This window comes from Flavobacterium sp. WC2409 (assembly GCF_041200085.1).
Classification (GTDB): Bacteria; Bacteroidota; Bacteroidia; order Flavobacteriales; family Flavobacteriaceae; genus Flavobacterium.
Window position 1 is genome coordinate 288141 of record NZ_CP165625.1, and the last position, 23111, is coordinate 311251.

At 33.0% G+C, this 23111-nt stretch carries 23 protein-coding genes and 2 tRNA genes; 10 read left to right on the forward strand and 15 right to left on the reverse strand.

Annotated elements, in window-relative coordinates; all coding sequences use genetic code 11:
• Positions 1 to 34: 34 nt before the first annotated feature.
• Entirely contained in the window at positions 35 to 277 is a 243-nt protein-coding gene (locus AB3G34_RS01260; protein WP_367773764.1) for a hypothetical protein, read from the reverse strand.
• Between the two features lie 159 nt (positions 278 to 436).
• Here AB3G34_RS01260 and AB3G34_RS01265 point away from each other — a divergent pair, with 159 nt between their 5' ends.
• Complete coding sequence (locus AB3G34_RS01265) at positions 437 to 2011, forward strand: NAD(P)/FAD-dependent oxidoreductase (RefSeq protein ID WP_369754070.1); 1575 nt, start codon at positions 437 to 439, stop codon at positions 2009 to 2011.
• A gap of 42 nt (positions 2012 to 2053) precedes the next feature.
• Here AB3G34_RS01265 and AB3G34_RS01270 read toward each other — a convergent pair whose 3' ends face one another.
• From AB3G34_RS01270 to AB3G34_RS01290, 5 genes are all read right to left on the reverse strand, one after another.
• Entirely contained in the window at positions 2054 to 3013 is a 960-nt protein-coding gene (locus AB3G34_RS01270) for a quinone oxidoreductase (RefSeq protein ID WP_369753214.1), read from the reverse strand.
• A gap of 102 nt (positions 3014 to 3115) precedes the next feature.
• The gene (locus AB3G34_RS01275) at positions 3116 to 5596 is read right to left on the reverse strand and encodes an ATP-binding protein (protein WP_369753215.1); all 2481 of its coding nucleotides are present in this window, start codon (positions 5594 to 5596) and stop codon (positions 3116 to 3118) included.
• 274 nt (positions 5597 to 5870) lie between these two features.
• Complete coding sequence (gene msrA, locus AB3G34_RS01280) at positions 5871 to 6512, reverse strand: peptide-methionine (S)-S-oxide reductase MsrA (RefSeq protein WP_369753216.1); 642 nt, start codon at positions 6510 to 6512, stop codon at positions 5871 to 5873.
• Between the two features lies 1 nt (position 6513).
• Positions 6514 to 7071, reverse strand: coding sequence for a peptide-methionine (R)-S-oxide reductase MsrB (msrB, locus tag AB3G34_RS01285; RefSeq protein ID WP_367757449.1), 558 nt, complete (start codon positions 7069 to 7071; stop codon positions 6514 to 6516).
• Between the two features lie 151 nt (positions 7072 to 7222).
• Positions 7223 to 7684, reverse strand: coding sequence for a GNAT family N-acetyltransferase (locus AB3G34_RS01290; protein ID WP_369753217.1), 462 nt, complete (start codon positions 7682 to 7684; stop codon positions 7223 to 7225).
• A gap of 169 nt (positions 7685 to 7853) precedes the next feature.
• On the opposite strand from AB3G34_RS01290, the gene idi reads away from it, so the two are divergent.
• The 7 genes from idi (at position 7854) to AB3G34_RS01325 (ending at position 11036) form a co-directional block, all read left to right on the forward strand.
• Positions 7854 to 8381 (forward strand): isopentenyl-diphosphate Delta-isomerase, encoded by a 528-nt coding sequence (gene idi / locus AB3G34_RS01295; RefSeq protein WP_369753218.1) that lies wholly within the window; start codon positions 7854 to 7856, stop codon positions 8379 to 8381.
• A gap of 48 nt (positions 8382 to 8429) precedes the next feature.
• Positions 8430 to 8840, forward strand: a complete 411-nt coding sequence (locus AB3G34_RS01300; RefSeq protein WP_367757455.1) for a 6-pyruvoyl tetrahydropterin synthase family protein — start codon at positions 8430 to 8432, stop codon at positions 8838 to 8840.
• A complete protein-coding gene (locus tag AB3G34_RS01305; RefSeq protein WP_367773773.1) occupies positions 8840 to 9298 on the forward strand; it encodes a peroxiredoxin in 459 nt (152 codons plus the stop codon). Before AB3G34_RS01300 ends, AB3G34_RS01305 begins: the two co-directional genes overlap by 1 nt.
• 68 nt (positions 9299 to 9366) lie before the next feature.
• Positions 9367 to 10335, forward strand: a complete 969-nt coding sequence (locus tag AB3G34_RS01310; protein WP_367757458.1) for a type I phosphomannose isomerase catalytic subunit — start codon at positions 9367 to 9369, stop codon at positions 10333 to 10335.
• A 56-nt stretch (positions 10336 to 10391) separates the two neighbouring features.
• Positions 10392 to 10658 carry a hypothetical protein gene (locus tag AB3G34_RS01315; RefSeq protein ID WP_187017304.1) on the forward strand — a complete coding sequence of 89 codons (267 nt, stop codon included), beginning with the start codon at positions 10392 to 10394 and terminating at the stop codon, positions 10656 to 10658.
• A 78-nt stretch (positions 10659 to 10736) separates the two neighbouring features.
• A tRNA-Thr gene (locus tag AB3G34_RS01320) sits at positions 10737 to 10810 on the forward strand.
• A gap of 152 nt (positions 10811 to 10962) precedes the next feature.
• Positions 10963 to 11036 (forward strand) — tRNA-Thr (locus tag AB3G34_RS01325).
• Positions 11037 to 11208: 172 nt separating this feature from the next.
• Here the strand turns inward: AB3G34_RS01325 and AB3G34_RS01330 are convergent.
• The 9 genes from AB3G34_RS01330 to htpG form a co-directional block, all read right to left on the reverse strand.
• On the reverse strand, positions 11209 to 11919 hold the full coding sequence (locus tag AB3G34_RS01330) for a DUF4369 domain-containing protein (RefSeq protein ID WP_367757460.1): 711 nt from the start codon (positions 11917 to 11919) through the stop codon (positions 11209 to 11211).
• A 123-nt stretch (positions 11920 to 12042) separates the two neighbouring features.
• Positions 12043 to 13905: a peptidase M61 gene (locus AB3G34_RS01335; RefSeq protein ID WP_369753219.1), complete on the reverse strand. Its 1863-nt coding sequence runs from the start codon at positions 13903 to 13905 to the stop codon at positions 12043 to 12045.
• Positions 13906 to 14033: 128 nt separating this feature from the next.
• Positions 14034 to 14312: a DUF2805 domain-containing protein gene (locus AB3G34_RS01340; protein ID WP_367757464.1), complete on the reverse strand. Its 279-nt coding sequence runs from the start codon at positions 14310 to 14312 to the stop codon at positions 14034 to 14036.
• A 290-nt stretch (positions 14313 to 14602) separates the two neighbouring features.
• Positions 14603 to 14956 carry a MauE/DoxX family redox-associated membrane protein gene (locus AB3G34_RS01345; protein WP_369753220.1) on the reverse strand — a complete coding sequence of 118 codons (354 nt, stop codon included), beginning with the start codon at positions 14954 to 14956 and terminating at the stop codon, positions 14603 to 14605.
• A gap of 72 nt (positions 14957 to 15028) precedes the next feature.
• Positions 15029 to 15940 carry a DMT family transporter gene (locus tag AB3G34_RS01350; RefSeq protein ID WP_367773783.1) on the reverse strand — a complete coding sequence of 304 codons (912 nt, stop codon included), beginning with the start codon at positions 15938 to 15940 and terminating at the stop codon, positions 15029 to 15031.
• A gap of 55 nt (positions 15941 to 15995) precedes the next feature.
• Complete coding sequence (locus AB3G34_RS01355; RefSeq protein ID WP_367773785.1) at positions 15996 to 16400, reverse strand: DUF2721 domain-containing protein; 405 nt, start codon at positions 16398 to 16400, stop codon at positions 15996 to 15998.
• 307 nt (positions 16401 to 16707) lie between these two features.
• Positions 16708 to 17130 carry a VOC family protein gene (locus tag AB3G34_RS01360; RefSeq protein WP_367773787.1) on the reverse strand — a complete coding sequence of 141 codons (423 nt, stop codon included), beginning with the start codon at positions 17128 to 17130 and terminating at the stop codon, positions 16708 to 16710.
• A gap of 24 nt (positions 17131 to 17154) precedes the next feature.
• Entirely contained in the window at positions 17155 to 17628 is a 474-nt protein-coding gene (locus AB3G34_RS01365; RefSeq protein ID WP_367773789.1) for an SRPBCC domain-containing protein, read from the reverse strand.
• 2121 nt (positions 17629 to 19749) lie between these two features.
• Positions 19750 to 21636 carry a molecular chaperone HtpG gene (htpG, locus tag AB3G34_RS01370; RefSeq protein WP_369753221.1) on the reverse strand — a complete coding sequence of 629 codons (1887 nt, stop codon included), beginning with the start codon at positions 21634 to 21636 and terminating at the stop codon, positions 19750 to 19752.
• Between the two features lie 181 nt (positions 21637 to 21817).
• On the opposite strand from htpG, the gene AB3G34_RS01375 reads away from it, so the two are divergent.
• On the forward strand, positions 21818 to 22297 hold the full coding sequence (locus AB3G34_RS01375; protein WP_369753222.1) for a lipocalin family protein: 480 nt from the start codon (positions 21818 to 21820) through the stop codon (positions 22295 to 22297).
• A gap of 30 nt (positions 22298 to 22327) precedes the next feature.
• Entirely contained in the window at positions 22328 to 23023 is a 696-nt protein-coding gene (locus AB3G34_RS01380) for an OmpA family protein (protein ID WP_367757482.1), read from the forward strand.
• Positions 23024 to 23111: the final 88 nt, after the last annotated feature.

A 23111-nucleotide genomic window follows, 5' to 3' on the forward strand; every position in this document is an offset into this window, starting at 1 on the left:
TGAATTTTATCTTTAGGACCTAAGACCTAATACTTTAACTTTCGACGTAAATCTCAGCGCGATGCGGTTTTAAACCATCACGAACTTGTGTCATATGTTCATCCGTTACTACCATAAAAGCAATGGCGTGCATTTCATTACGGATTTCGAAGCCAGTTATATTCAAAGGTAATTTTTCAATTGCAATATATTCTTTAAGATGTATTTCATGATGTTCCGCCGTTTTTGAAGCGGCAGGCCCACGAAAATCCCATATCATTTTTATTTTTCTAGACATTATTTTTAAGGTTCAAAGTTTCAAAGTAGCAAAGGTACAGCTCTATTTTGAAAATGGACTTTATAATAATCAACTAATTCCACTTCAAAATACTATTTTTGCAAATGTTTTTGTTTTTCGAAAAAATGAAACAGTAATGCAATGATTAAAAAAGATAAAATGCCTCAAGAACTCCTTTTACAAGTAACTCCAGAAATTGCTGCGAATGAATCGTTGCTAAAAGACCATTTATCGAAACAAATTAAAGTTTCTGTTAATGAAATTCAGCATGTTGTTATTTTAAAACGTTCTATTGATGCACGTCAAAAAGCAATAAAGATTAACTTGAAAGTGGCTGTTTATTTGAAAGGGGAACCTTTTCAGGAATTAAAATTGGAACTTCCTTATTATCCAAATGTTGCCAGCGCACAAGAAGTATTAGTGGTGGGAGCAGGTCCTGCAGGTCTTTTTGCGGCTTTGCAATTAATAGAATTGGGCTTGAAGCCAATCGTAATCGAACGTGGAAAAGAGGTTCGTGGTCGTCGTCGTGATTTGAAAGCGATTAATGTAGACCACATTGTAAATGAAGATTCTAATTATTGTTTTGGAGAAGGCGGAGCTGGGACTTATTCAGATGGGAAATTATATACCCGTTCTAAAAAACGTGGTGATGTAACCCGAATTTTAGAATTGTTAGTCGCTTATGGTGCTACACCAGATATTTTAGTAGAGGCACATCCACATATTGGAACAAATAAATTGCCACAAATTATTCAAGATATTCGAGAGAAAATTATTGAATGTGGTGGTCAGGTTTTATTTGAAACCAGAGTTACTGATATTTTGGTTAAGAATAATGAAGTGGAAGGAATAGTAACTCAAAATGGAGATACAATTTTGGCTAATAAATTAATTTTGGCCACGGGGCACTCCGCTCGTGATATTTATGAACTATTAGATAGAAAAAAAATATTTATTGAGGCAAAACCTTTTGCCTTGGGCGTAAGAGCGGAACATCCACAATCTTTAATTGATAGCATTCAATACAGTTGTGATTATCGTGGGGTACTTTTACCGCCTGCACCGTATAGTATTGTAAAGCAGGTAGGAGGTAGAGGAATGTATTCTTTTTGTATGTGTCCGGGAGGTGTAATTGCACCTTGTGCTACTAGTCCTGGTGAGGTGGTGACCAATGGTTGGTCTCCATCAAAAAGAGATCAAGCAACTGCCAATTCAGGGATTGTCATCGAATTGAAATTAGAAGATTTCAAACCTTTTGCTCAATTTGGCGCTTTGGCTGGAATGGAATTTCAAAAAAGTATCGAACAAAAGGCTTGGCATCTTGCAGGTGAAACCCAAAAAGTACCGGCACAACGCATGATTGATTTTACACAAAATAAAGTATCATCTGATATTCCAAAAACATCTTACGTACCAGGAACGACATCGGTAGAAATGGGGCAGGTTTTCCCAGGCTTCTTAACTCAAATATTAAGAGAAGGTTTTTCTGAATTTGGGAAATCCATGCATGGGTATTTAACAAATGAAGCTATTTTACATGCTCCTGAATCAAGAACATCATCTCCAGTTCGTATTCCTAGAGATCCTATTTCCTATGAACACCTTCAAATAAAAGGATTGTATCCTTGCGGAGAAGGAGCAGGTTATGCGGGCGGAATAATATCAGCTGCCATTGACGGGGAGAAGTGTGCTTTGATGATTGGGGAAAGTCTGCATAAAAAAACCTCGAATTAGTAATAAGTCGAGGTTTGTTCCAAAATTAGTAGTATTCTGTTTTTAAGGAACAAGAATTATTTTTCCAGTACTTTTTCTGCTTTCTAAATAATCGTGTGCTTTTTTTCCTTCAGAAAGTTTAAAAACGGTTGGTTTGGCAATTGTAATTTGGTTCATACTAATCCAGTTAAACAATTGATGCGCTCTCTTAATTCGTTCTTCTTTTGAGGTTAAATAACTCCATAAGTCACCACCTGTAAGTGTTTTGGAGGTATCCATTAGCATTCTTGGATTGATAAAATCAGGATCTCCACCCGCCATTCCAAAGAAAACAACTTGTCCACAATTTTTAGTTACTTCAAAACTATCGCTTAACGTACTGCCTACACTGTCATAAACCACATCGACTCCGTTTGGATAAAAGGACAGCACCTGCTCTTTCCAGTCTTCGGAATACAAGAATGCTTTGTCTGCTCCATTTTTTAAGGAAACAGTCGCTTTTTCACTTGATGAGGTTAACCCAATAACTGTTGCACCCAAAAGTTTGCTTATTTGAGTTAAAAATTGTCCCACTCCTCCCGCAGAAGCATGAATTAATACTGTTTCGTCTTTTTGAGTTTTATGACTGTCTGTTGCTAAGTAATGTGCTGTTAGGCCTTGTAAAAGTACAGTTGTAGCGGTTTCAAAAGAAATAGATTCTGGTAAAGGAATGACGTGGTCAAGAGGTACGGCTACTAATTCGGCATTCGCATACGGAACGTCAGCAAATGCGATTCGGTCTCCAATTTTAAAATGAGCACTTCCGTTTGCGTCTACTACAACTCCTGCTCCTTCATATCCTGCTATAAACGGAGGGTTTCCTACAAGATGATAATTCCCTTTTCTTCGGTAAACATCTGCGAAGTTTACTCCTATAGCACGCATTTCCACAAGAATCTCCTCTTCTTTTAATGTAGGGCTAGGGATATCTATATATTCAAGAACATCTGAAGTGCCAAATGTTGAAAAAGTTAATGCTTTCATTTTTTATTTTTTTGTACTGCAAAGAACGGAAATAGAATTCTAGAATTCTATTTCCGTTCTTAAAAGGTTTTTATAAAAATAAAAGGATACTATTTTTTGTAATTAGCTTTGATTGAAGATGTGTTTGTTGATTTTATTGAATAATACTATTTCGTCAATAGGTTTAGAAATATAATCATTCATGCCCACTGCTTTGCATTTTTCGACATCAGCAGTAGTGACATCAGCAGTTAAGGCAATAATTGGTATTTTTGATTTTAGTATTTCTCTAATATGAGTTGTAGCTTCAAATCCGTTCATTTCTGGCATTTGTAAATCCATCAAAACAATATCGTACGTATTGTTTTGAAGTTTTTCAACTGCGATTTTGCCATTATCTGCGACTTCAATTTCATATCCGAAATCCAATAGTATTATTTTTAGTAAAAGTTGATTCAAGATCATGTCTTCTACCACTAAGACTTTTATTTTATTAGTTATCGCCTCTTCAAATTTAATAACTGGGATTGGAATAATTTCTTCTATTAGTTCTTCTTTGATTTCAATAGATTTTTCAAAGTTCATAATAAACCCAAAAGTTGAACCTTTACCTTCTTCACTATGGGCGATAATTGATCCTCCTTGTAACTCTACCAGTTGTTTCACAATAGCAAGACCTAAACCTGTTCCTCCATAGGAAGTACTAGTGCCTTTAGTTGCTTGTTCAAAATTATTAAAAATATGTGCTAGTCTATCTTGTGGTACTCCAATTCCAGTATCTGTTATTAAGAATTCAAGAGTAACTTTTTCGGTACCTTCATCTACTAGTTTGATACTTACAGTTATTTTTCCTTTTGAAGTAAATTTTATCGCATTACTCATTAGATTTAAAATAACCTGACGTAAACGCATGGGATCACCAATCAAAACTTTAGGAATTGCAGAGTCGCATTTATAGATCAATTCTAAATTTTTTTCCTTCATTTTTTGTTCAAAAAGAAGAAGAATAGTTGAAGTAGACTTGGATAATTTAAAAGGAACATGGTCAAAGATCATCTTGCCTGCATCTACTTTAGCAATGTCTAAGATGTCATTAATTAAAACAAGTAGAGCATCACCAGATTCTTTAATGGCATTGATGTATTCTTTTTGGGATTTATCTAAAGGGGTCTTTAGTACTACATTAGTAAACCCGATAATAGCATTCATGGGTGTTCTTATCTCATGACTCATATTTGACAAAAATTGCTGTTTTGATTTTACCGCTTCTTCTGCAATTTTTGTTTTTAAATCTGCATTAATTTTTGATTCAATTAGTTCGTTTTTTGCTAAAACTTGAGTAGTCACATCATAGGCAATTATTGTAACTCCTGATATTGTTTCGTCGGCTTCATAATAAGGTTGGTAAACAAAATTAAAATAGGCGTCTTTTATAATTCCATTATGCGTTATAGGAGCAAGAAGTTCGTTTCCGTAAAAAGGATTACCTGTTTTAAAAACGTTTTCGAGCAATAGAGGAAAGGCCTTGTCTATAAGTTCAGGTAAAATATCATTGAATCTTTTGCCTTCTACATTTTGTCCTTTTCCCCACATTTCTTTGATACTGTCGTTGGCCAAGGTGACTACCATATCTTTCCCTTTTAATATTGCTATTGCAAATGGGGATTGGAGCACCATCATATTAAATCGTTTATTACTGTCTTCAATCTCCTTAGATGCCTGCTTTTGTACCTCAAGTAATTTTTCGAATTCTTTTTTTTCTTTAGCTTGAAGTTTAATGGAGAGTCGTCTTACTTCAGAAACATCTTGTATGGCTAATAGAATTATTTTTTCATCATGAATTTTTTGAAAAATATAATTCGCACTAAGTATAATTGTTTTTTCTCCAAGAGAGGAAAAATCATGCGTTATTTCTACATTATGAAAGTCTTTACCGCTGGCAAGCATAGTAGTTAGAAGATTCCGAAATTCTGGAAAATCCCATTGTTTGCTATTTACTTCAAACAATGAAACTCCTTCGGTTTTTTCTTTATCGATAGTGTATTTTTGGCAAAATGATTTACTGGCAGATTTAATTTTAAAATCTTGCGTAAGAACTAGCATCGGTTCCATAATAGTCCCGATGATTTCTTCGGAAAACTCATACGATTCAGCAAGTAGATTTAAGCTTTTTTTTAATTTTTTATTGTTTGAAACGAGTTTCTTTTTTTTAGTTACATCTTCAACAATAATCATTATAAGCGTAACATTGTTGTTGGAATCAAGAATTGGGGAGTTTATTGTTTTCCAGTAGCGTTCTTCAAAATGACTGCCTTCTTCAGTAGGTATTTGGATGTCATATTTTATAAAGTCGACTGTGTCAGCTATTTTTTTCTGTAATACGCTATTTAAGGATGTTCTTAAATGGGTAATGGACTCAGGATTTTCTTCATTTGGGTTTTCAGGAAATATATCAAAAATATTTTGATCTATAATTTTCTCCCTTTCGGTCATAGTAGATTTTAGAAAACTATCCGTCACAGTTACTATATTGAAATTAAGATCCAGTACAATAGATAGAGATGGTAATTGCCTATATAGATCTATGTAATCATTACTATTCATATATTAAAGAATTTAATTTTTGTGTTTTTATACTTTAAAAAAGGTATTGCTATTAAAATCTAATTTATGAATTCCTGTATGCTAATTTTGGTTCAAATATACACAAAAAAGCGTTTCATAAAATTTTGATTTTGACCTTGCAAATTTCATTCCAAAAAAATAATGTTTTGTGGTAATTATTGGAATAGAATAAAAACAAATTCTTTAATTGAAGTTATAATGATGCCTTTTTTAAAGCATAAAAAAACCGAAAATCTCTTTTCGGTTTTGATAATTAATGTTGTTTATTTTTCAGTTTATCTTTAAATAACTTCTCAAATTTTTCAATTTTGGGCTGAATCACCATTCGACAATAGGGTTGGTTTTTATTATTGGCATAATAATCTTGATGGTAATCTTCGGCTTTATAAAAAGTGGTAAGCGGTTCTACAGCAGTAACAATTGTACTGTTGTAAATTTTAGCATTCCTCAGTTCGTTAATGATATTTTGAGCTGCAAGTCGTTGTTCTTCATTTTTATAGAAAATGACTGAACGGTATTGAGTACCTACATCAGCCCCTTGACGGTTCAGCGTAGTGGGGTCATGAACAGTAAAGAAAACTTGAAATATTTCATTCAAATTTGTTACTGTTTTGTCATAAGTGATTTGTACCACTTCAACATAACCTGTTCTTCCTGTTGAAACATCCTCGTAACTAGGATTGGCATTTTTCCCACCTGAAAATCCAGATACTGCCGATTTTACTCCGTTTAGATTTTCGTAAACAGCTTCCACACACCAATAACAGCCACCACCAAGTGTAATAGTTTCAAGGTTGTTTTTATTAGATGGTTTTTCCTCTATTATTTTTGTTTCTTTTTTTTGTCCACAGGCACTTAGTGTGGCCAAAATACAAATTAAAAATATTTTTTTCATGTTATTTAGTATCAGGGATAAAGTCAAGAGCGATAGAATTCATACAGTATCTTTTGTGAGTAGGAGCAGGTCCATCATCAAATAGGTGTCCAAGGTGTCCACCACATCGACCGCATAGTGCTTCAATTCGTTCCATGCCTAAAGAGTTATCTGTTTTATAGATTACACTTTTTTTATTGTCTTGTTCAAAGAAACTTGGCCATCCGCAACTACTTGCAAATTTGGCACTAGAGCGGAATAATTTATTACCGCAAGCGGCACAATAATACGTTCCTTTTTCGTCAGAGTTCCAATATTTTCCTGTAAATGGTCTTTCAGTGTCAGCATGTCTTGTTACAGCATATACATCATCCGAAAGTACTTTTTTCCATTCAGCATCCGTTAGATCTAATTTTGTTGTGTCAGTATTGGAATAATAAGGGTTTTCTGGCTTACTGATTTTATTTTCCATAGTTGTTGATTTTTCTATTTTGTTTTGTTTTTTTCCTGTTTGTCCACAAGCCGTGATTACAAACAATGGAAGAAAGAATAAAAGGCTAAAAAAAGATTTTGTTTTCATAGGTAAATAATATTAAATATTTATAGTACAAATTTAAGCAGCTGTTTTAAGAAGTAATGTCGTGTACTTTACAATTTAACAGCTAATTGTATAAGTTTTAACTAATGATAGTTACGTATTTAAAGTGTTTTTGGTTTTTAACAGGAAATATTTACAAGCCAAGTCTCATGTTTATTAAATGTTTTTTGAATCCCACTTTTTCATAGGCTTTAATGGCTGAAGGATTGTCATTGTATACATCTAAGCGAAGCTCAACAATATCCTGAGTACGACACCATACTTTTAATGATTCAATAATTTTAGCATTGACTCCTTTTCCCCTATAGTCAGCATGGGTAAACATAAATCCTAAATAGGCATAATCTATATGATTCAAATACGGTTTTGCAGTTTCTATTCGTGCGTAACCTGAACCTACAATTATGGAGTCAATCGTAGCAACTAAAACTTCAACTTCGAGAGCTGCAATCATTTTTTCTATATCGTAATAATGAATTTTTTCCTTTTTTAATGTTGGATCGTACGGACGTTCCGCTTCAATAATTCCTTGTTCGAATTCAAGAAGTGTTGTAAGGTCGCTTAAAAGGGCTTTTCGTATGTGTATAGAATTCATTGTAATGTAGCGTTAAGATTATCAAAAGTACTAAAGTTTATTGACGTGGACGGTATCAATAGAGTAGTGAAATACGCTATTTTATTTGCTCATGAACAAAATGAAAGAGAACGTTAAAGCCTGTTTTTTTCTGTATCTTTTTTGTATTTTTGTGATGCTAAAAATAAATATGATAGAAGAAAACGTAATATTAGTTAATACTGACGATGTACAAATTGGATTGATGCCAAAATTAGAGGCGCATGAAAAGGCTTTGTTGCATCGTGCCTTTTCTGTTTTTGTTTTAAACAGTAAAAATGAATTAATGCTGCAACAGCGGGCACACCATAAATACCATTCTCCTTTGTTATGGACTAATACTTGTTGTAGTCATCAAAGGGAAGGGGAGACTAATGTCCAAGCTGGAAGTCGCAGGTTATTTGAAGAAATGGGTTTTAAAACAGAGCTTAAAGAATTATTTCACTTTATCTATAAAGCTCCTTTTGATAACGGATTGACGGAACATGAATTGGATCATGTGATGATTGGCTATTATAGTGAAAGTCCAGAAATAAATACCGAAGAAGTTGAATCTTGGAAATGGATGAGTATCGATGCTATTCAAGAGGATATGCAGTTGCATCCAGAGATCTATACCGTTTGGTTTAAAATTATTTTTGACGAGTTTTATCATTTTCTAGAAGATCATAAAGTATAGAAGGTAAGTTTTGAGCCTTTGAATTAAAAAAAAATACACGATAATAATATGAAAGTTACTATAAGTAGAAAAGCGCATTTTAATGCAGCTCATAGGTTGTATCGGAAGGATTGGACATTTGAAAAAAATGATGCGGTTTTCGGAAAATGTAATAATCCCAACTTTCATGGACATAATTATGATTTGACTGTAAGTGTTACTGGTGCAATTGATCAAGAGACCGGTTTTGTAATGGATGTGAAAATTTTGGCTGACATTATTCATGAAGAAGTCGAAAGTCAATTTGATCATAAAAACCTGAATTTAGATGTTCCTGAATTTGAAAACTTAAATCCCACTGCTGAAAATATTGTGGTTGTTATTTGGAATAAAATCCGAAAAAGAATTAAACAAGAGTTTGATTTAGAAGTAGTGCTTTATGAAACGGCTCGTAATTTTGTAACCTATAAAGGAGAATAATGGCATTGCGTGTGGGGGATAAAATCCCAAATTTTAAGGGGAAAGACGCTAATGGTAATGATTTTAACATCGAAAGCATTATAGGTAAAAAACCAATAGTTATTTATTTTTATCCTAAAGACAATACTTCTATTTGTACTGCGCAGGCTTGCAGTTTTAGAGATCAATATGAGGAATTTACTGATCTAGGTGCTGAGGTAATTGGTGTCAGCAGTGATAGTGTTGCTTCGCATAAAGATTTTGCAAAAGAACATCAGTTGCCTTTTATTTTATTATCCGATAGTGATAAAAAAATCAGAACTCTTTTTGGTGTTCCTTCTGCTTTATTTGGGTTACTGCCTGGAAGAGTTACTTATGTAGTTGATAAAAAAGGGGTTGTTCAGCTGATTTTTAACAGTATAAAAGGGCAAAATCATATCGTAAAAGCATTAGAGTCTATAAAAAAATTAGTATCATAAAAGAACAAAATAGTATTAGATATAATTTACTTAAAGAGTGAATTTTGTCGTTTAAAAACGGAAGAAAAATGAATAAAATGGTATACCCTTTACAATTTGACCCTATATTGAAAGATAGAATATGGGGAGGTGAAAAATTAAAAACGATACTTAATAAGCCTATTGAGTCAAAAATTACTGGGGAGAGTTGGGAATTATCCACAGTGGAAGGTGATGTTAGTGTAATTGCTAATGGAGAATTTAAGGGAAAATCTTTAACAGAAGTAATTGAAGAGTTACCAAATGAAATACTAGGAACTGAAGTTCATAAACGTTTTGGAAAACAATTTCCATTACTTTTTAAATATTTAGATGCACGTGAAGATTTGTCTATTCAGGTGCACCCTAATGATGAGTTAGCAAAAAAACGTCACAATTCTTTTGGAAAAACGGAGATGTGGTACATCATGCAAGCGGATCCAGATTCAAGAATAATTGTTGGTTTTAAAGAAAAGTCAAATGCAAATGAGTATTTAGAGCATCTTAAAAATAAAACATTGTTGTCCATTCTTGATGATGTTGAAGTAAAAGAGGGAGATGTATTTTTTCTTGAGACAGGAACGGTTCACGCTATTGGAGCAGGATTAGTAGTTGCGGAGATTCAGCAAACCTCAGATATTACGTATCGTATTTACGATTTTGACCGAGTAGATGCTCAAGGGAATACTAGAGAATTGCATATTGATTTGGCTTTAGAAGCTATTAACTATGATAAAGTGGAAGCATATAGATCCTACAAAAAGGATGAGAATGTATCAAACACGATAGTTAATTGTCCTTATTTTACAACTAATTTTATTCCGTTAGAAGATACTGTAACTGTTTCTAAAACAGGAAATAGTTTTACAGTATATATGTGTGTAGATGGAGAATTTGAGTTAGAATATGATATGAATATTTACACGTATAAAAAAGGAGATACTGTTTTGATTCCAGCTGCAATGGATTATTATGTTATCACCGGAAAAGCTTCTATTTTAGAAATTTACATTTCATAGTAAGTTATAGAAAGATTATGTGTACTTTTGCAGACGCAAATTAAAATTAAAGAAAAATGGCAAACGTTAAAAATTTAAAAAAAGACATCAACTACGTTTTAGGAGATATAATTGAAGCAGTTTATTTGTTTGAGATTTCAACTACTGGAAAACCAACAACAGAAACTAATGATTTAATTGATGAAGCTATCGCTGCTTTTGACGTTTTAATCACTAAAGTGAACGCTAAAAAAGTGGAAAATAAAAAAGCACACTTCAAACAAATCAATGTTGAATTGGAACAAACTGCAAATCAATTGATTGCTAAAATCAACGAATTGTAGTCGAAAAAAACGATAAAAAAGTGCAGATTTATTTTGGAGAAATCGAATTCATCTGTATATTTGCACCCGTAATGAGACGCCAGCGTAGCTCAGTTGGCTAGAGCAGCTGATTTGTAATCAGCAGGTCGTGGGTTCGAGTCCCTCCGCCGGCTCATTGTAAAACCATCTAACTTTGTTAGGTGGTTTTTTTATGATTTCTAATTAAAACCGTCCATTTTGGTCGCTATAAAATAATTTATATTTTATTGTTATTTTGTTTGGAGATTTGGAATTCATCATTATATTTGCACCCGAGAAATGAGACGCCAGCGTAGCTCAGTTGGCTAGAGCAGCTGATTTGTAATCAGCAGGTCGTGGGTTCGAGTCCCTCCGCCGGCTCATCGTAAAACCATCTAACTTTTGTTAGGTGGTTTTTTTATTTTAAAATGAAACTCATATTATTGTTTTTATCAAATAAAATTATGGTGTCTTAGTTGAAAATGCAATAAACAAAAAACGCCTCGTTTTAGCGAGGCGTTTTTTTTTGTATTCAACTGAAAATTCAATTCCTTTATTTCTGAGCTTTAATTGAAGTAACGTATTCCGTTAGTTTCTTTCCATAAAGAGATTGTGCCACTTTAGGAGTCATAGATTTCTGGATTGTATCTAGATATTTAATATTGATGTCATAGATCTCTGATAAGGCAATATAAGGAGCTACTTCATGGTCTTTGTTGTTTATGGCAAAATTAGTAGCGTACAAGTACTTTCTTTTGATGTTTGAATCTTGTTTCGCACTTAGGCTATCGATTGCAATTGCATTTTTACTTTTTATTGCATTGAATTTTTGTTCAATCAAAGTAAGGTTTTCATCTTTAAATCTAGAATTGATCTTTTTGTATTCATCCAATAATTCTTGATTTTTAGATCCAGTAATTTTGGCGTCAGAAATATAAGAGTCAAGAGTAGTTTCAATATTTATATTCCCTGGTTCAGCAAAAAATAATATATTATTGTCCAATGAATTCGTTACTCCTCTATCTAGAAATAAATAAAGCATTTCTGGTGATTTTAAATCGATATCACTTGTAAATGTAGAGCTACCATTAATTGTTATGGTGTCTATAGCAACAAGGGAAGAGTCAACTACTCTCTGAATGTATAAAGTTCCACTTTTAAGGCCTTTAATGTTTCCTGTGATGTGTACGTTTTCTTTGGATTCGTTTTTATTGCATGACACTAAAAGAACTAGTGAAAAGAATGCAAGAATTGTTTTTTTCATTGGTTATCTATTTTGGTGCAAAATAAAGAAAATTGTTGGAAAGTGGAAGAATTAACTTCTTGTAATTTTATAAAAAAAATCCCAATCTATTTCTAAATTGGGATTTGTCAAAGTTTTATTTAATTAGCCTTTCAACCAAGCTTCTTTTAGGATACTTTTTGTTGAATCAGTCGCCTTCACAACCTCTTTTTCTTCATAAGGAAGTTTAACAATGCCTTTAATTGTTTGTTCTGAACCATTTCTTTTTATTTTCACTGTAATAGGATCATTCTCTTTCCATTTTTCACTTTCAGCTATCATTTCATAGATGTTGTCAAGTGTGTAAGACTGGTTGTTAATGGCTACTAAAACATCACCTCCTTTAAGGTCTAGAGAAGTGTAGAAAGTATTTAATTCAATTTCGGGAATAACGACAATTTCTTTGGTTTGAGGATTCACAGTAATGTAAGGTGTTTGTCCTTTTAGAAATATGTTTCCTGGTGTTTTTTCAGATATTAGTGTTAGCCCCACTTTTGCAAAATAAGTGGCGTAAGGAATTGGGGTTGTTCCTGCAACATAAGTTTTTAAAAATTCACCCACTTCTGGGTAGGTCAGTTCCGTGATTTTGGCAAAAAGCTCGTTGTCATTAAATGGTTTAGAAACGCCATACTCTTTGGACAATTTTTGCATTAAATCAAGAATTCCTCTTTGTCCGTTGCTTTTTTCTCTAATTATAATGTCCAAACACATCCCTATTAAAGATCCTTTTTGGTACACATTTATGTATTGATCTTTGTAAGGCTCTTTTAATACATTAGCACTCATTGTTGTAAATGACATCGTATCATTCATAGCATTGGCGCGCTCTATTTGGTCAGAAAGGCGACTGTAAAAGTCTTCTTCAGTAATTAAGCCTTGATTTATTTGAAATAAATTGGCAAAATATTCTGTAACTCCTTCATACATCCATAAATGCTCTGACATTTTTGGATCATTATAATCAAAAAATTGAATTTCTTTTGAATGAATACTTAAAGGAGTAACGATATGAAAGAATTCGTGAGATACCACATCCATCATCGATTTTACTAACTCTTCTTTTGGCATCACTTCAGGTAGGACAACAGTAGTTGCAGTAGGATGTTCTAATGCTCCAAATCCTTTAGCATCTGTATCGGTCATCGTCGATAAGTACAACAAAACACTGTATTTTTTAGTGGTGTTTATTTTTCCTAAAAAGTGTTTTTGCGCCGTCATCATTGTTTTCATTTCTGGAGTAATACTTTCGGCAGTTACTTTTCCAGTGGGAGAATAGACAGCAATATTAATTTCCATTCCGTCAACTGTAAAAGAAGTATGATCGGGTTTTGAATACATGATTGGGTTTTCTACTAACTCTGCGTAACGGGATGTGATAAATACATCATTAGTGTTACTATCATCAATGTCAGTCATTGAAGTAGCTCCCCATATTTCACCTGGATGTGAAATGGTAACTTTGTATGGATTAGACATATAATTTGTAAAATACCCTACAAAACAATGGGTGTTTAACAGGATGTTTTTTCCCGAATCAATGTTTGAACCTGCTGGTGAGAAAACATCATCTTTACCAAATTCAGTTCCTTTTTCAGTGTCAAAGGAATCATTAACCCAATATGTGATTTTGCTCAAAGTCTTCGCTTTTGCAATTGACCAAGAATTAACATCTAGTTTTTTTACATCTAATGCGTTTCCTTTTTTGTCATATGCTTTTAAATCAGTAATAAAGCGGCCATAATTGTCCTCAGAATAAGTACCTGGAACTGTTTTAGGGATATGGAAAGTAATTTCATCAGTGGTGATTGCAGGTGTATTTACTGTCACCATTACCTTATCATCCTTGATGTCATTTAAATTAATTGCTACTTCAATGTTTTCTTTAATTGAAGATGAGGTTACGGAGCTTGCTGTTTTACATCCTACTAATACGGAAGCTAGGGTAAAGGCAAAAAGTATCTTTTTCATTTTAAATTTGATTTTGACTATTAGACTTATTTGTACTCATCTTGTTACAAGCTTTTTTAATATTTTTTATATGGTTTTTATTTTTGAATAAAAAAAAACACTCTAATTAAGAGTGTTTTTTTAATTGGTTAGTCCAATTTATTTTTTATGTAATATTTGCCATCCAAATCTTCATCAAAATCATCAATTTTCAGCGGTTTTGGTTTTGGTTTATTTGCGGTAGCTTTCTTTTTCCACATCTCAAATTTTTCTGCAGGCATCTTCTTCTTCATTATTTCCAGAACTTCTTTTTCGACCAGACCAAATTCTTTTTTGATAATCTCAAAAGGATTTTTTTCTTCTAAGGCCAATGTAACAAGTTTTTCTGTTTGCTCCCAGGTCAGTTCTTTTCGGTTACTCTTTTTCATCACGTGAAAATTAATTCAAATTGGTTTTAATGATTAAAATAATTGATTCTAAATTAGATACCAATATTAATAAAAAAAATAATTACTTTACGTCAAAAGAGTATTTTTTTTTTAATGTATTTAAATATTCTATTCTAGTTTTTGCTTTTGGCAAGGAATTTTTATTGAATTTTTCAATTTATTGCGTACTTCAATTTCCATAGGTCGAATAGTTAACGAATATGAAAATCATTTAATGTTTTTGAGATTCTTCAATTTTGAAGGTATCTATGTACTATAAATATAGTTTTTTAAGTGTATAAATAGGCCCAATATATCAAAACGAATTGAAATGGAATGCGTAGTAATAATACCCATTTAGGAAGCCCCATTTGTGCTTTGTGATTTTGATACATGAAAAAATGAGTTGGTAAAACGGCAATTAATAATGCAATTACGCCCCAGGCTGCATAATGTGTTAAGGCAGGAATGAGTAAGGATATACCAAGAATTATCTCAGCAATCCCGCTTAAATAATTTAAAAGACTTGGATTGGGTAAATAGGGGGGGATTATTTTTTTGTACAGTTTTGGACTTCTAAAATGATTCATACCAGCAATAGTATAGATGAATGCCATAAAGTATAAGTGCCAGTTTGAATTCATGATAAATCAGAATTAGGGTATTTGTTTTGCGAATTTAAGAATTTATTTACGATATATTAATAATCTGAAATGTTAAAAAGAAGAATTGTTTTTTATAGGTTTAAATTTTAGGTTCATTATGACAATGGCTACAATAATTAAACAGATTCCTATCCATTGCATCAGGATTACTTTTTCATTTAAAAGGAAAAAAGCCATAAGTACTGAAACAGGAAGTTCGAGAGCCGATACAATACTTCCTAATCCAATTCCTGTAAGTGGAAACCCAGCATTCATTAAAAGTGGAGGGATTATTGTCCCAAAAAGAGATAAAACGATTCCCCATTTTAGAAATATTTCGAAGTTAAATGGAGTGGTTTGTGTTGCAATTGAAAACGAAAACACAATTATAGCACCACCAAGAAGCATATATAAACTGCGCTGTGCTGATGAAATGCTTGTAGCTACTCGATTTGCTGTAAACATGGTTGTAGTGAATGAGGCTGCTGCCAAAACACCCCACATAATTCCATGCCAATCTAATTGTACCTCGTTATTGATTAAATTAGTAGCTAAAACCGTTCCTGTTAATACAATAACTACCGATATGATTTTTTGAGTTGAAGGGATTTTTTTTTCCAAAATCATTTCTAGTAAAACACCCATCCACACTGTTTGCATCAATAAAACAATACCTATGGAAACGGGAATGTATTTTACGGCCAAATAATAAAAAACACTAGTCATACCTAATGAAGTGCCTGCCAGCATTAAATGAAAAATGTTTTTTTTAGAAGCTTTACGTACTTTTTCTTTGTTTTTATTTTTTTGGAACATATTGATGAGTAGGATTCCAATAATTCCCAATATGAATTGCGAGCTCGTTACCTCGGCAGTAGTGTATCCTTCCATGTATGCCATTTTTACAAATGTGGCTAGCATGCCGTAACTCGTCGCACCGAATCCTACTAATAAAACTCCTTTTAATACTTTATTTTCAATCATTTTTTTAATTTAAAAAGCGGGCAAAGATAGTTTTTTAGTTGAGAAGACTTTACTTTTATTCTTTTTTCCCTACTTCCTTTAAGTCGCTTAAATGCAAACGCAAGGCATTCACTGAAATGCTAATTTCCCAAAAAGATAATCCTAATGATATAAGTAAGCTTAATAAACTCAGCCCAAAAAGATAGAGACTGATCAATTGATTATCTAAAAACAAAAGTAGCATAGCAAAAACAGAAAGAAATAAACAACATACACCAAAAAGCTGCATGTACTTAATTAACGATAATCGCAAATTGAGGTTTTTGATTTCTAGTAATATGGTTTTATTCTCTTTTTCCTCGTAGGTCTTTTTTAAACCTCGAACAATGGTGGCTATAGTCAAGAAACGATTAGTATAGGCCAAAAGGATCAATGAAGTGGCTGAGAATAATAAAGCGGGAGTTTCTATGTGTAAGGTCATTATTGTTTTTTATAGTTGCTTCAAAGTACGTAATTCTTTAGTTAAGTTTTTAATTTTTAATACAAAAGACTAAAAAGTGATACTTTTAGGTTTTTAAAATTACAAGTAATACAACATCTATTTCCCTTTCAATAAACTTTCTTTTATTTTGTTTGACGGTGTTTTTTAGTGTGATAGCTTTGTTCCTCGCTATGACTTTTATAGAGGAATAGTATTTTTTGCTCCTTTTGTTATGCAAGGTCAAGTGGCTTTGCTTAGAGGATTGTATAGAAAATGATTGTTGGGTTTTCTATTGGTTGTTTTTGTTCTATTTTTGATCAAAATCTATCATCCATTCAATGCCATATTTATCTCTAAACATACCAAAGTAGGAACCCCAAGGGCTGTCTTCAATAGGCATTTCGATTTGTCCACCTGATGAAAGTCCGTTAAATAATTTATCGGCTTCTTCTTTGCTTTCTGCGCTAATAGATATCTTGGACCTGTTTTCATTTTCATTTACGCGTCCCATACTTTCTGGAACGTCATTGGCAAATAAAAAATTCTTGCCAATAGGTAAGGAGATATGCATTATTTTATTTGCTTCTTTTTCTGAAACTGGAAATTCAGGGCTTGACATTTCTTTGAAACGGGTTATTTGTGCAAACTCTCCACCAAATACGGATTTGTAAAAATGGAATGCTTCTTCGGCATTTCCATTAAAGTTAATGTGCGGATTGATCAGTGCCATAATTCAAATTTTTAAGTTGCTTGTTTATTCTTTTAATAGATTATTGAGATTGTCAAAAAACATTTTCCAACCATCCACAATTCCCGAATGGAGAACAGTATCTTTTTGTTGCTCAGTCGCAAAACTTGAATATAGTTTCAGTACCGTTTTTTCTCCTTGTGGTTCAAAAATTAGTTCAACAACAGTGGGTTCGTTCTGCTTTCTGTCATCATCCCAAGAATCTTTATATACAATTCGATTTGGTTTGTCCAGTAAAAGGTATTGTCCTTTTGTTGGATAAATTTCTCCTTCTGGGGACTTCATGTGTATTCTGAAATAGCCGCCCACATTGGAGACCATTTCTGCTAGAGCGACTGAAAATCCCGTTGGATAAAACCACTTTTGAAGTAGATTTATATCGGTCCACGCATTGTAAACTGTATTGCAGTTTGCGTTTATTTCGTACTCGAGTAACAACATTGGCTCAAGGTAGTTGGCTGTTTTATAAAGTGCTGTCATATTTCTTTTTTTAGAAGTACGTTTGCGTTGCTATAACCGTTTTAGCTTTTGAAAACGACTGTATTTCCTAAACGAAATTACGAATAAAAAATAGAATTCTACTAAAATTACAATGACGTGAAAAGGTGTTTTTTTTTAGTAATTGCAAACGCTACGAGTTGTGTTCTAATTTAAGTAGGTACTCGTCGAAGACAAGCGCTAGAGAATGAGGGCAAACGAGAGCTAGTGGAATAGTACTGTTTGTAATTTTTTTGGTATTAAATCATTCGGTCTTGTTTATCGACAGTCATTGCGAAGAATGAAGCAATCTCATCCAGTATTTCCGTTTCAATATGCTTATTTATTTTGTTTGTGGATGTGTTTTAGTATGATAGCTTCGTTCCTCGCTATGACTTTTATTGTGGAATGGTATTGTTTGTAATTTTTTTTGGTATTACATCATTAGGTCTTGTTTATCGACGGTCATTGCGAAGAATGAAGCAATCTCATCCAGTATTTCCGTTTCAATATGCTTATTTATTTTGTTTGTGGATGTGTTTTAGTGTGATAGCTTCGTTCCTCGCTATGACTTTTATTGTGTAATGGTATTGTTTGTAATTTTTTTTGGTATTAAATCATTCGGTGTTGTTTATCGACGGTCATTGCGAAGAATGAAGCAATCTCATCCAGTATTTCCGTTTCAATATGCTTATTTATTTTGTTTGTGGATGTGTTTTAGTATGATAGCTTCGTTCCTCGCTATGACTTTTATAGTGGAATGGTATTGTTTGTAAATTTTTTTGGTATTACATCATTAGGTATTGTTTATCGACGGTCATTGCGAAGAATGAAGCAATCTCATCCAGTATTTCCGTTTCAATATGCTTATTTATTTTGTTTGTGGATGTGTTTTAGTATGATAGCTTCGTTCCTCGCTATGACTTTTATAGTGGAATGGTATTGTTTGTAATTTTTTTTGGTATTACATCATTAGGTGTTGTTTATCGACGGTCATTGCGAAGAATGAAGCAATCTCATCCAGTATTTCCGTTTCAATATGCTTATTTATTTTGTTTGTGGATGTGTTTTAGTATGATAGCTTCGTTCCTCGCTATGACTTTTATTGTGGAATGGTATTGTTTGTAATTTTTTTTGGTATTATATCATTAGGTCTTGTTTATCGACGGTCATTGCGAAGAATGAAGCAATCTCATCCAGTATTTCCGTTTCAATATGCTTATTTATTTTGTTTGTGGATGTGTTTTAGTGTGATAGCTTCGTTCCTCGCTATGACTTTTATTGTGGAATGGTATTGTTTGTAATTTTTTTTGGTATTAAATCATTCGGTCTTGTTTATCGACAGTCATTGCGAAGAATGAAGCAATCTCATCCAGTATTTCCGTTTCAATATGCTTATTTATTTTGTTTGTGGATGTATTTTAGTATGATAGCTTCGTTCCTCGCTATGACTTTTATTGTGGAATAATATGGTTTCTCAGTTTGTATTGCAAAGGACTGAGACTTCGTAGAGGGTTAACGAAAACTTGATGCGAAACGATAATTCCGCTAAATTCCAGCTATATCAAAACAGCCATTAGCGGCTGGGCTTTAATTATTCATTTCTATTTTAAATTCATAAAAGTTATCAGTTACAGAATAGTGAATATTATTTCCCGATATTTCTTTATTTAATTTTCTGACTGTTTTACTATTTCTTTGAATCCAAGTATATCAATGAAAGCTATAATTCTACGTTCATATTTAATTTCTTCTATCATTAGTATTTTATTAAAATATTGAATTGAAGTTAATCTTTTAGGTTCTTAGATGGCCTTGCAACTAACTTGTATATATGTCTGACAACCGTCAGACTTTATATTCTATCAAATATATACCATTTATATTATTAATCTTGACATTGTTTTTAATAGTTGGTTTTCATATCAAAATAGTATTTTGGAAATAAAACGCTCTCCATAGCCCTGATGGCAATGAAAATCCCGCGCCTTTTTTGGTGCGGATTGTAATGAACAGCAGGACGAGGGCTTGTTATGGAAATCAGTCGTTTTGCTCCAAAAAAAAACCTGCCAGTTTTCACTAGCAGGTCTTGATTTCCCCTTATTTGGAATGGTTAGTTGAGGATTATTTGATCATCTCGAAACTACGTTTTACAAAAGCGGTTAATGCTTCTCCTTTTAGTAAGTTTTGAGACAATTTAGCTAAGTCCAGCGCTTGTTTTACAAGGTGCTCTTGGCTTGATTTGTCTTCGGTATTTAGAATGGTAGTTGCTAATGGCGAATTAGTATTTACCACTAGATTGTACATCTCTGGCATATTCCCCATCCCAAACATTCCACCACCACCTGACTGGCTCATTTCTTTCATTCTACGCATGAATTCGGGTTGCGTGATGATGAAAGGAGCTGCTTGGCTGTCCATAGATTCTAGTTGAACCGTGTACGTTTGTTTTGGAACAATCGCTTCTAAAACAGTTTTTAAACCTTCTTTTTCCTCATCGGATAATTTAGAAATGGTGTTTTCCTCCTTCTTGATTAAATTATCAATATGATCTGAATCCACACGTACAAAAGTGATTTCTCTATTGTCTCCTTCAATTTTTTGGATCAAGTGAGAAATAATTGGAGAATCTAAAAGTAATACTTCGTATCCTTTTTCTTGTGCAATTTCGATATACGAGTGTTGCGCTTCTTTATTTCCTGCATAAAGAACAACCAGTTTCCCGTCTTTGTCCGTTTGTTTGTCTTTTAGGTTTTCTTTTAATTCCTCCAGTGTATAGAACTTGTTGTCTACTGTAGGGTATAAAACGAATGCACCTGCTTTTTCGTAGAATTTATCTTCAGATAACATTCCGTATTCTAGAACGATTTTGATATCATTCCATTTGGCTTCAAAATCTTCACGGTTTTCTGTGAATAATGATTTCAATTTATCCGCTACTTTACGAGTGATGTAGTTTGAGATTTTTTTCACAGCACCATCAGCCTGTAATCCGGAACGAGAAACGTTCAAAGGAATATCTGGCGAATCGACTACTCCGCGAAGCATCATCAAGAATTCAGGTACAATTCCTTCTACGTTATCTGTAACGTACACTTGGTTTTGGTACAACTGAATTTTATCTTTTTGGATTTGTAAGTCACCACCTAATTTAGGGAAATACAAAATACCTGTTAAGTTAAACGGGTAATCTACATTTAAGTGAATGTGGAATAAAGGTTCTTCAAATTGCATAGGATACAATTCATGGTAGAACGTTTTATAGTCTTCATCTGCTAATTCAGTAGGTTGTTTTGTCCAAGCTGGATTAGGGTTGTTGATGAAATTATCTACTTCAACTGTCTCTGCTTTGTAATCTTCAGGAGCGTCTTCTGGTTTAGGAAGTGTTTCTGTTTTTGTTCCAAATTTAATTGGAATAGGCATGAACTTATTGTACTTGTTAAGAAGTTCTTTGATTTTAGACTCTTCTAAGAAATCCAATGAATCTTCGGCAATATGTAAGATAATCTCAGTACCTCTTTCTGTTTTGTCAGCTGGTTCCAAAGTGAATTCAGGACTTCCGTCGCAGGTCCAGTGTGCTGCTGGTTCATCCTTGTATGATTTAGTAATCAATTCCACCTTAGAAGCCACCATAAAAGCAGAGTAGAAACCAAGACCAAAATGACCAATAATTCCTGAATCCTTAGCGGTGTCTTTGTATTTTTCTAGAAATTCTTCGGCTCCAGAAAAAGCGAGTTGGTTGATGTATTTCTCTACTTCCTCTGCAGTCATACCAATACCTTGGTCAATGATATGCAGTTTTTTACCTTCCTTATCTACTTTTACTTCGATAATTGGGTTGCCATATTCTACTTTGGCTTCGCCAATATTCGTAAGGTGTTTTAATTTTAACGTTGCATCTGTCCCATTGGATATCAATTCACGTAAAAAAATCTCGTGATCACTGTATAGGAACTTCTTGATTAAAGGGAAGATGTTTTCTACCGAAACATTAATTTTTCCAGTTGTCATATATAATTTTTTTATAGGGTTTTACAATCTGTGGATATTCTTTCAAATAGAATACCAATTGCTTTTAAAGTGACAAATTGTCGTAACTGTTAATTTTGAAACAAAATAATTTAATTTTGAAACACAAATCAAGGGTTAAGCAATTATCTTTGTATCAGTTTAATTATAAAACGAAATAACAATGAAAAAAATATTTTTTTTAACAGCTTTAGCATTAGTGCTATTCTCATGTAAGACGAGTTCAGTAACAGGTAAAAAATTGGATAAAACTACTCAGGTAGCCATTAAAGGCGAATGGGTATTGACCTCAGTAACGTATCCAGGATCACAATATATCAAAGTGAATTCTTTTGATATTGCCGATTCTAAATGTTTTGTAGGAAGTACATGGAAATTTGTTTCGAATAATAATAAAGGAAATATGGCTTTAACAAGTGCTGATTGTACTGGTTTTAGTTCTCCAATCACTTGGTTTGTTAACACGGATCAAGAATTAATATTGAAAGTTTTGGATGCTGGTGAAAAAGCAAAAAGAGTAAGAGCAGGTTACAAACTGTTTGTTGAAAACCTAGGAGATAATTCGTTCCAATTGGTTGATAAAGGAAATGTTGTTGGTGGAAAAGCTATTGATGTAGTGTACCAATTTCAAAGAGCAAACTAAAAATTAATTAAAAAAATAAAACAGATCATTATGAAAAACTTTTCTATACTAACATTGGCATTAGTAATGTCAATAGGAACACTTTTTACAAGTTGCGAGGCTATTAAAAATACAAATAATACACAAAGAGGTGCTGGTATTGGTGCAGCAAGTGGTGCCGTTATAGGTGCAATTCTTGGTAACAATCTTGGTAAAGGTGGTAAAGGAGCAATGGGTGCTGTTCTTGGTGGTGTTGTAGGTGGAGTTGCCGGTGGAGTCATTGGTAATAAAATGGATAAACAAGCAAGACAAATTGATGAGGTGCTTCCAGGTGCTGAAGTGAAACGTGTGGGTGAAGGAATCCAATTGGTTTTAAATGAAAATGCAGTTCGTTTTGATACTAATAAATCAACTTTAACAGCTACTGCAAAAGCTAATTTAGATAAATTAATTCCTGTATTTACAGAGTATCCTGATACTGATATCACTATTTTTGGATATACTGATAACACTGGTCCAGCAGACTATAATTTAAAATTATCTGGTGAAAGAGCAGCTTCAGTTAGAAACTATTTAGTTAGTAAAGGTGTTGCTTCCTCTCGATTTAATGTTACTGGTTTAGGAATTGCTGATCCAATTGCTACAAATGATACTCCAGAAGGTAGAAGTCAAAACCGTCGTGTTGAGTTTGCTATTACTGCAAATGATAAAATGCAACAAGACGCTAAGATTGAAGCTGGGAACTAAAAGAAAATATTTTTTAATTCTAAAAAAGGTCGTTTCGTAATTATTACGAGACGACTTTTTTTTATTTATATTATCGTTTCCATAAAAT

Bases quoted from the DNA above. Each gene is read 5' to 3' on its own strand.
- htpG (WP_369753221.1), bottom strand. From the start codon at position 21,636: ATGACAACTGGAAAAATTAATGTTTCGGTAGAAAACATCTTCCCTTTA.
- AB3G34_RS01265 (WP_369754070.1), top strand. From the start codon at position 437: ATGCCTCAAGAACTCCTTTTACAAGTAACTCCAGAAATTGCTGCGAAT.
- AB3G34_RS01270 (WP_369753214.1), bottom strand. From the start codon at position 3,013: ATGAAAGCATTAACTTTTTCAACATTTGGCACTTCAGATGTTCTTGAA.
- AB3G34_RS01365 (WP_367773789.1), bottom strand. From the start codon at position 17,628: ATGACAGCACTTTATAAAACAGCCAACTACCTTGAGCCAATGTTGTTA.
- msrA (WP_369753216.1), bottom strand. From the start codon at position 6,512: ATGAAAAAAATATTTTTAATTTGTATTTTGGCCACACTAAGTGCCTGT.
- AB3G34_RS01355 (WP_367773785.1), bottom strand. From the start codon at position 16,400: ATGACCTTACACATAGAAACTCCCGCTTTATTATTCTCAGCCACTTCA.
- AB3G34_RS01340 (WP_367757464.1), bottom strand. From the start codon at position 14,312: ATGAAAAAGAGTAACCGAAAAGAACTGACCTGGGAGCAAACAGAAAAA.
- AB3G34_RS01260 (WP_367773764.1), bottom strand. From the start codon at position 277: ATGTCTAGAAAAATAAAAATGATATGGGATTTTCGTGGGCCTGCCGCT.
- AB3G34_RS01360 (WP_367773787.1), bottom strand. From the start codon at position 17,130: ATGGCACTGATCAATCCGCACATTAACTTTAATGGAAATGCCGAAGAA.
- AB3G34_RS01350 (WP_367773783.1), bottom strand. From the start codon at position 15,940: ATGATTGAAAATAAAGTATTAAAAGGAGTTTTATTAGTAGGATTCGGT.
- AB3G34_RS01315 (WP_187017304.1), top strand. From the start codon at position 10,392: ATGGCAAACGTTAAAAATTTAAAAAAAGACATCAACTACGTTTTAGGA.
- idi (WP_369753218.1), top strand. From the start codon at position 7,854: ATGATAGAAGAAAACGTAATATTAGTTAATACTGACGATGTACAAATT.
- msrB (WP_367757449.1), bottom strand. From the start codon at position 7,071: ATGAAAACAAAATCTTTTTTTAGCCTTTTATTCTTTCTTCCATTGTTT.
- AB3G34_RS01310 (WP_367757458.1), top strand. From the start codon at position 9,367: ATGAATAAAATGGTATACCCTTTACAATTTGACCCTATATTGAAAGAT.
- AB3G34_RS01290 (WP_369753217.1), bottom strand. From the start codon at position 7,684: ATGAATTCTATACACATACGAAAAGCCCTTTTAAGCGACCTTACAACA.
- AB3G34_RS01330 (WP_367757460.1), bottom strand. From the start codon at position 11,919: ATGAAAAAAACAATTCTTGCATTCTTTTCACTAGTTCTTTTAGTGTCA.
- AB3G34_RS01375 (WP_369753222.1), top strand. From the start codon at position 21,818: ATGAAAAAAATATTTTTTTTAACAGCTTTAGCATTAGTGCTATTCTCA.
- AB3G34_RS01275 (WP_369753215.1), bottom strand. From the start codon at position 5,596: ATGAATAGTAATGATTACATAGATCTATATAGGCAATTACCATCTCTA.
- AB3G34_RS01335 (WP_369753219.1), bottom strand. From the start codon at position 13,905: ATGAAAAAGATACTTTTTGCCTTTACCCTAGCTTCCGTATTAGTAGGA.
- AB3G34_RS01300 (WP_367757455.1), top strand. From the start codon at position 8,430: ATGAAAGTTACTATAAGTAGAAAAGCGCATTTTAATGCAGCTCATAGG.
- AB3G34_RS01380 (WP_367757482.1), top strand. From the start codon at position 22,328: ATGAAAAACTTTTCTATACTAACATTGGCATTAGTAATGTCAATAGGA.
- AB3G34_RS01305 (WP_367773773.1), top strand. From the start codon at position 8,840: ATGGCATTGCGTGTGGGGGATAAAATCCCAAATTTTAAGGGGAAAGAC.
- AB3G34_RS01345 (WP_369753220.1), bottom strand. From the start codon at position 14,956: ATGAATTCAAACTGGCACTTATACTTTATGGCATTCATCTATACTATT.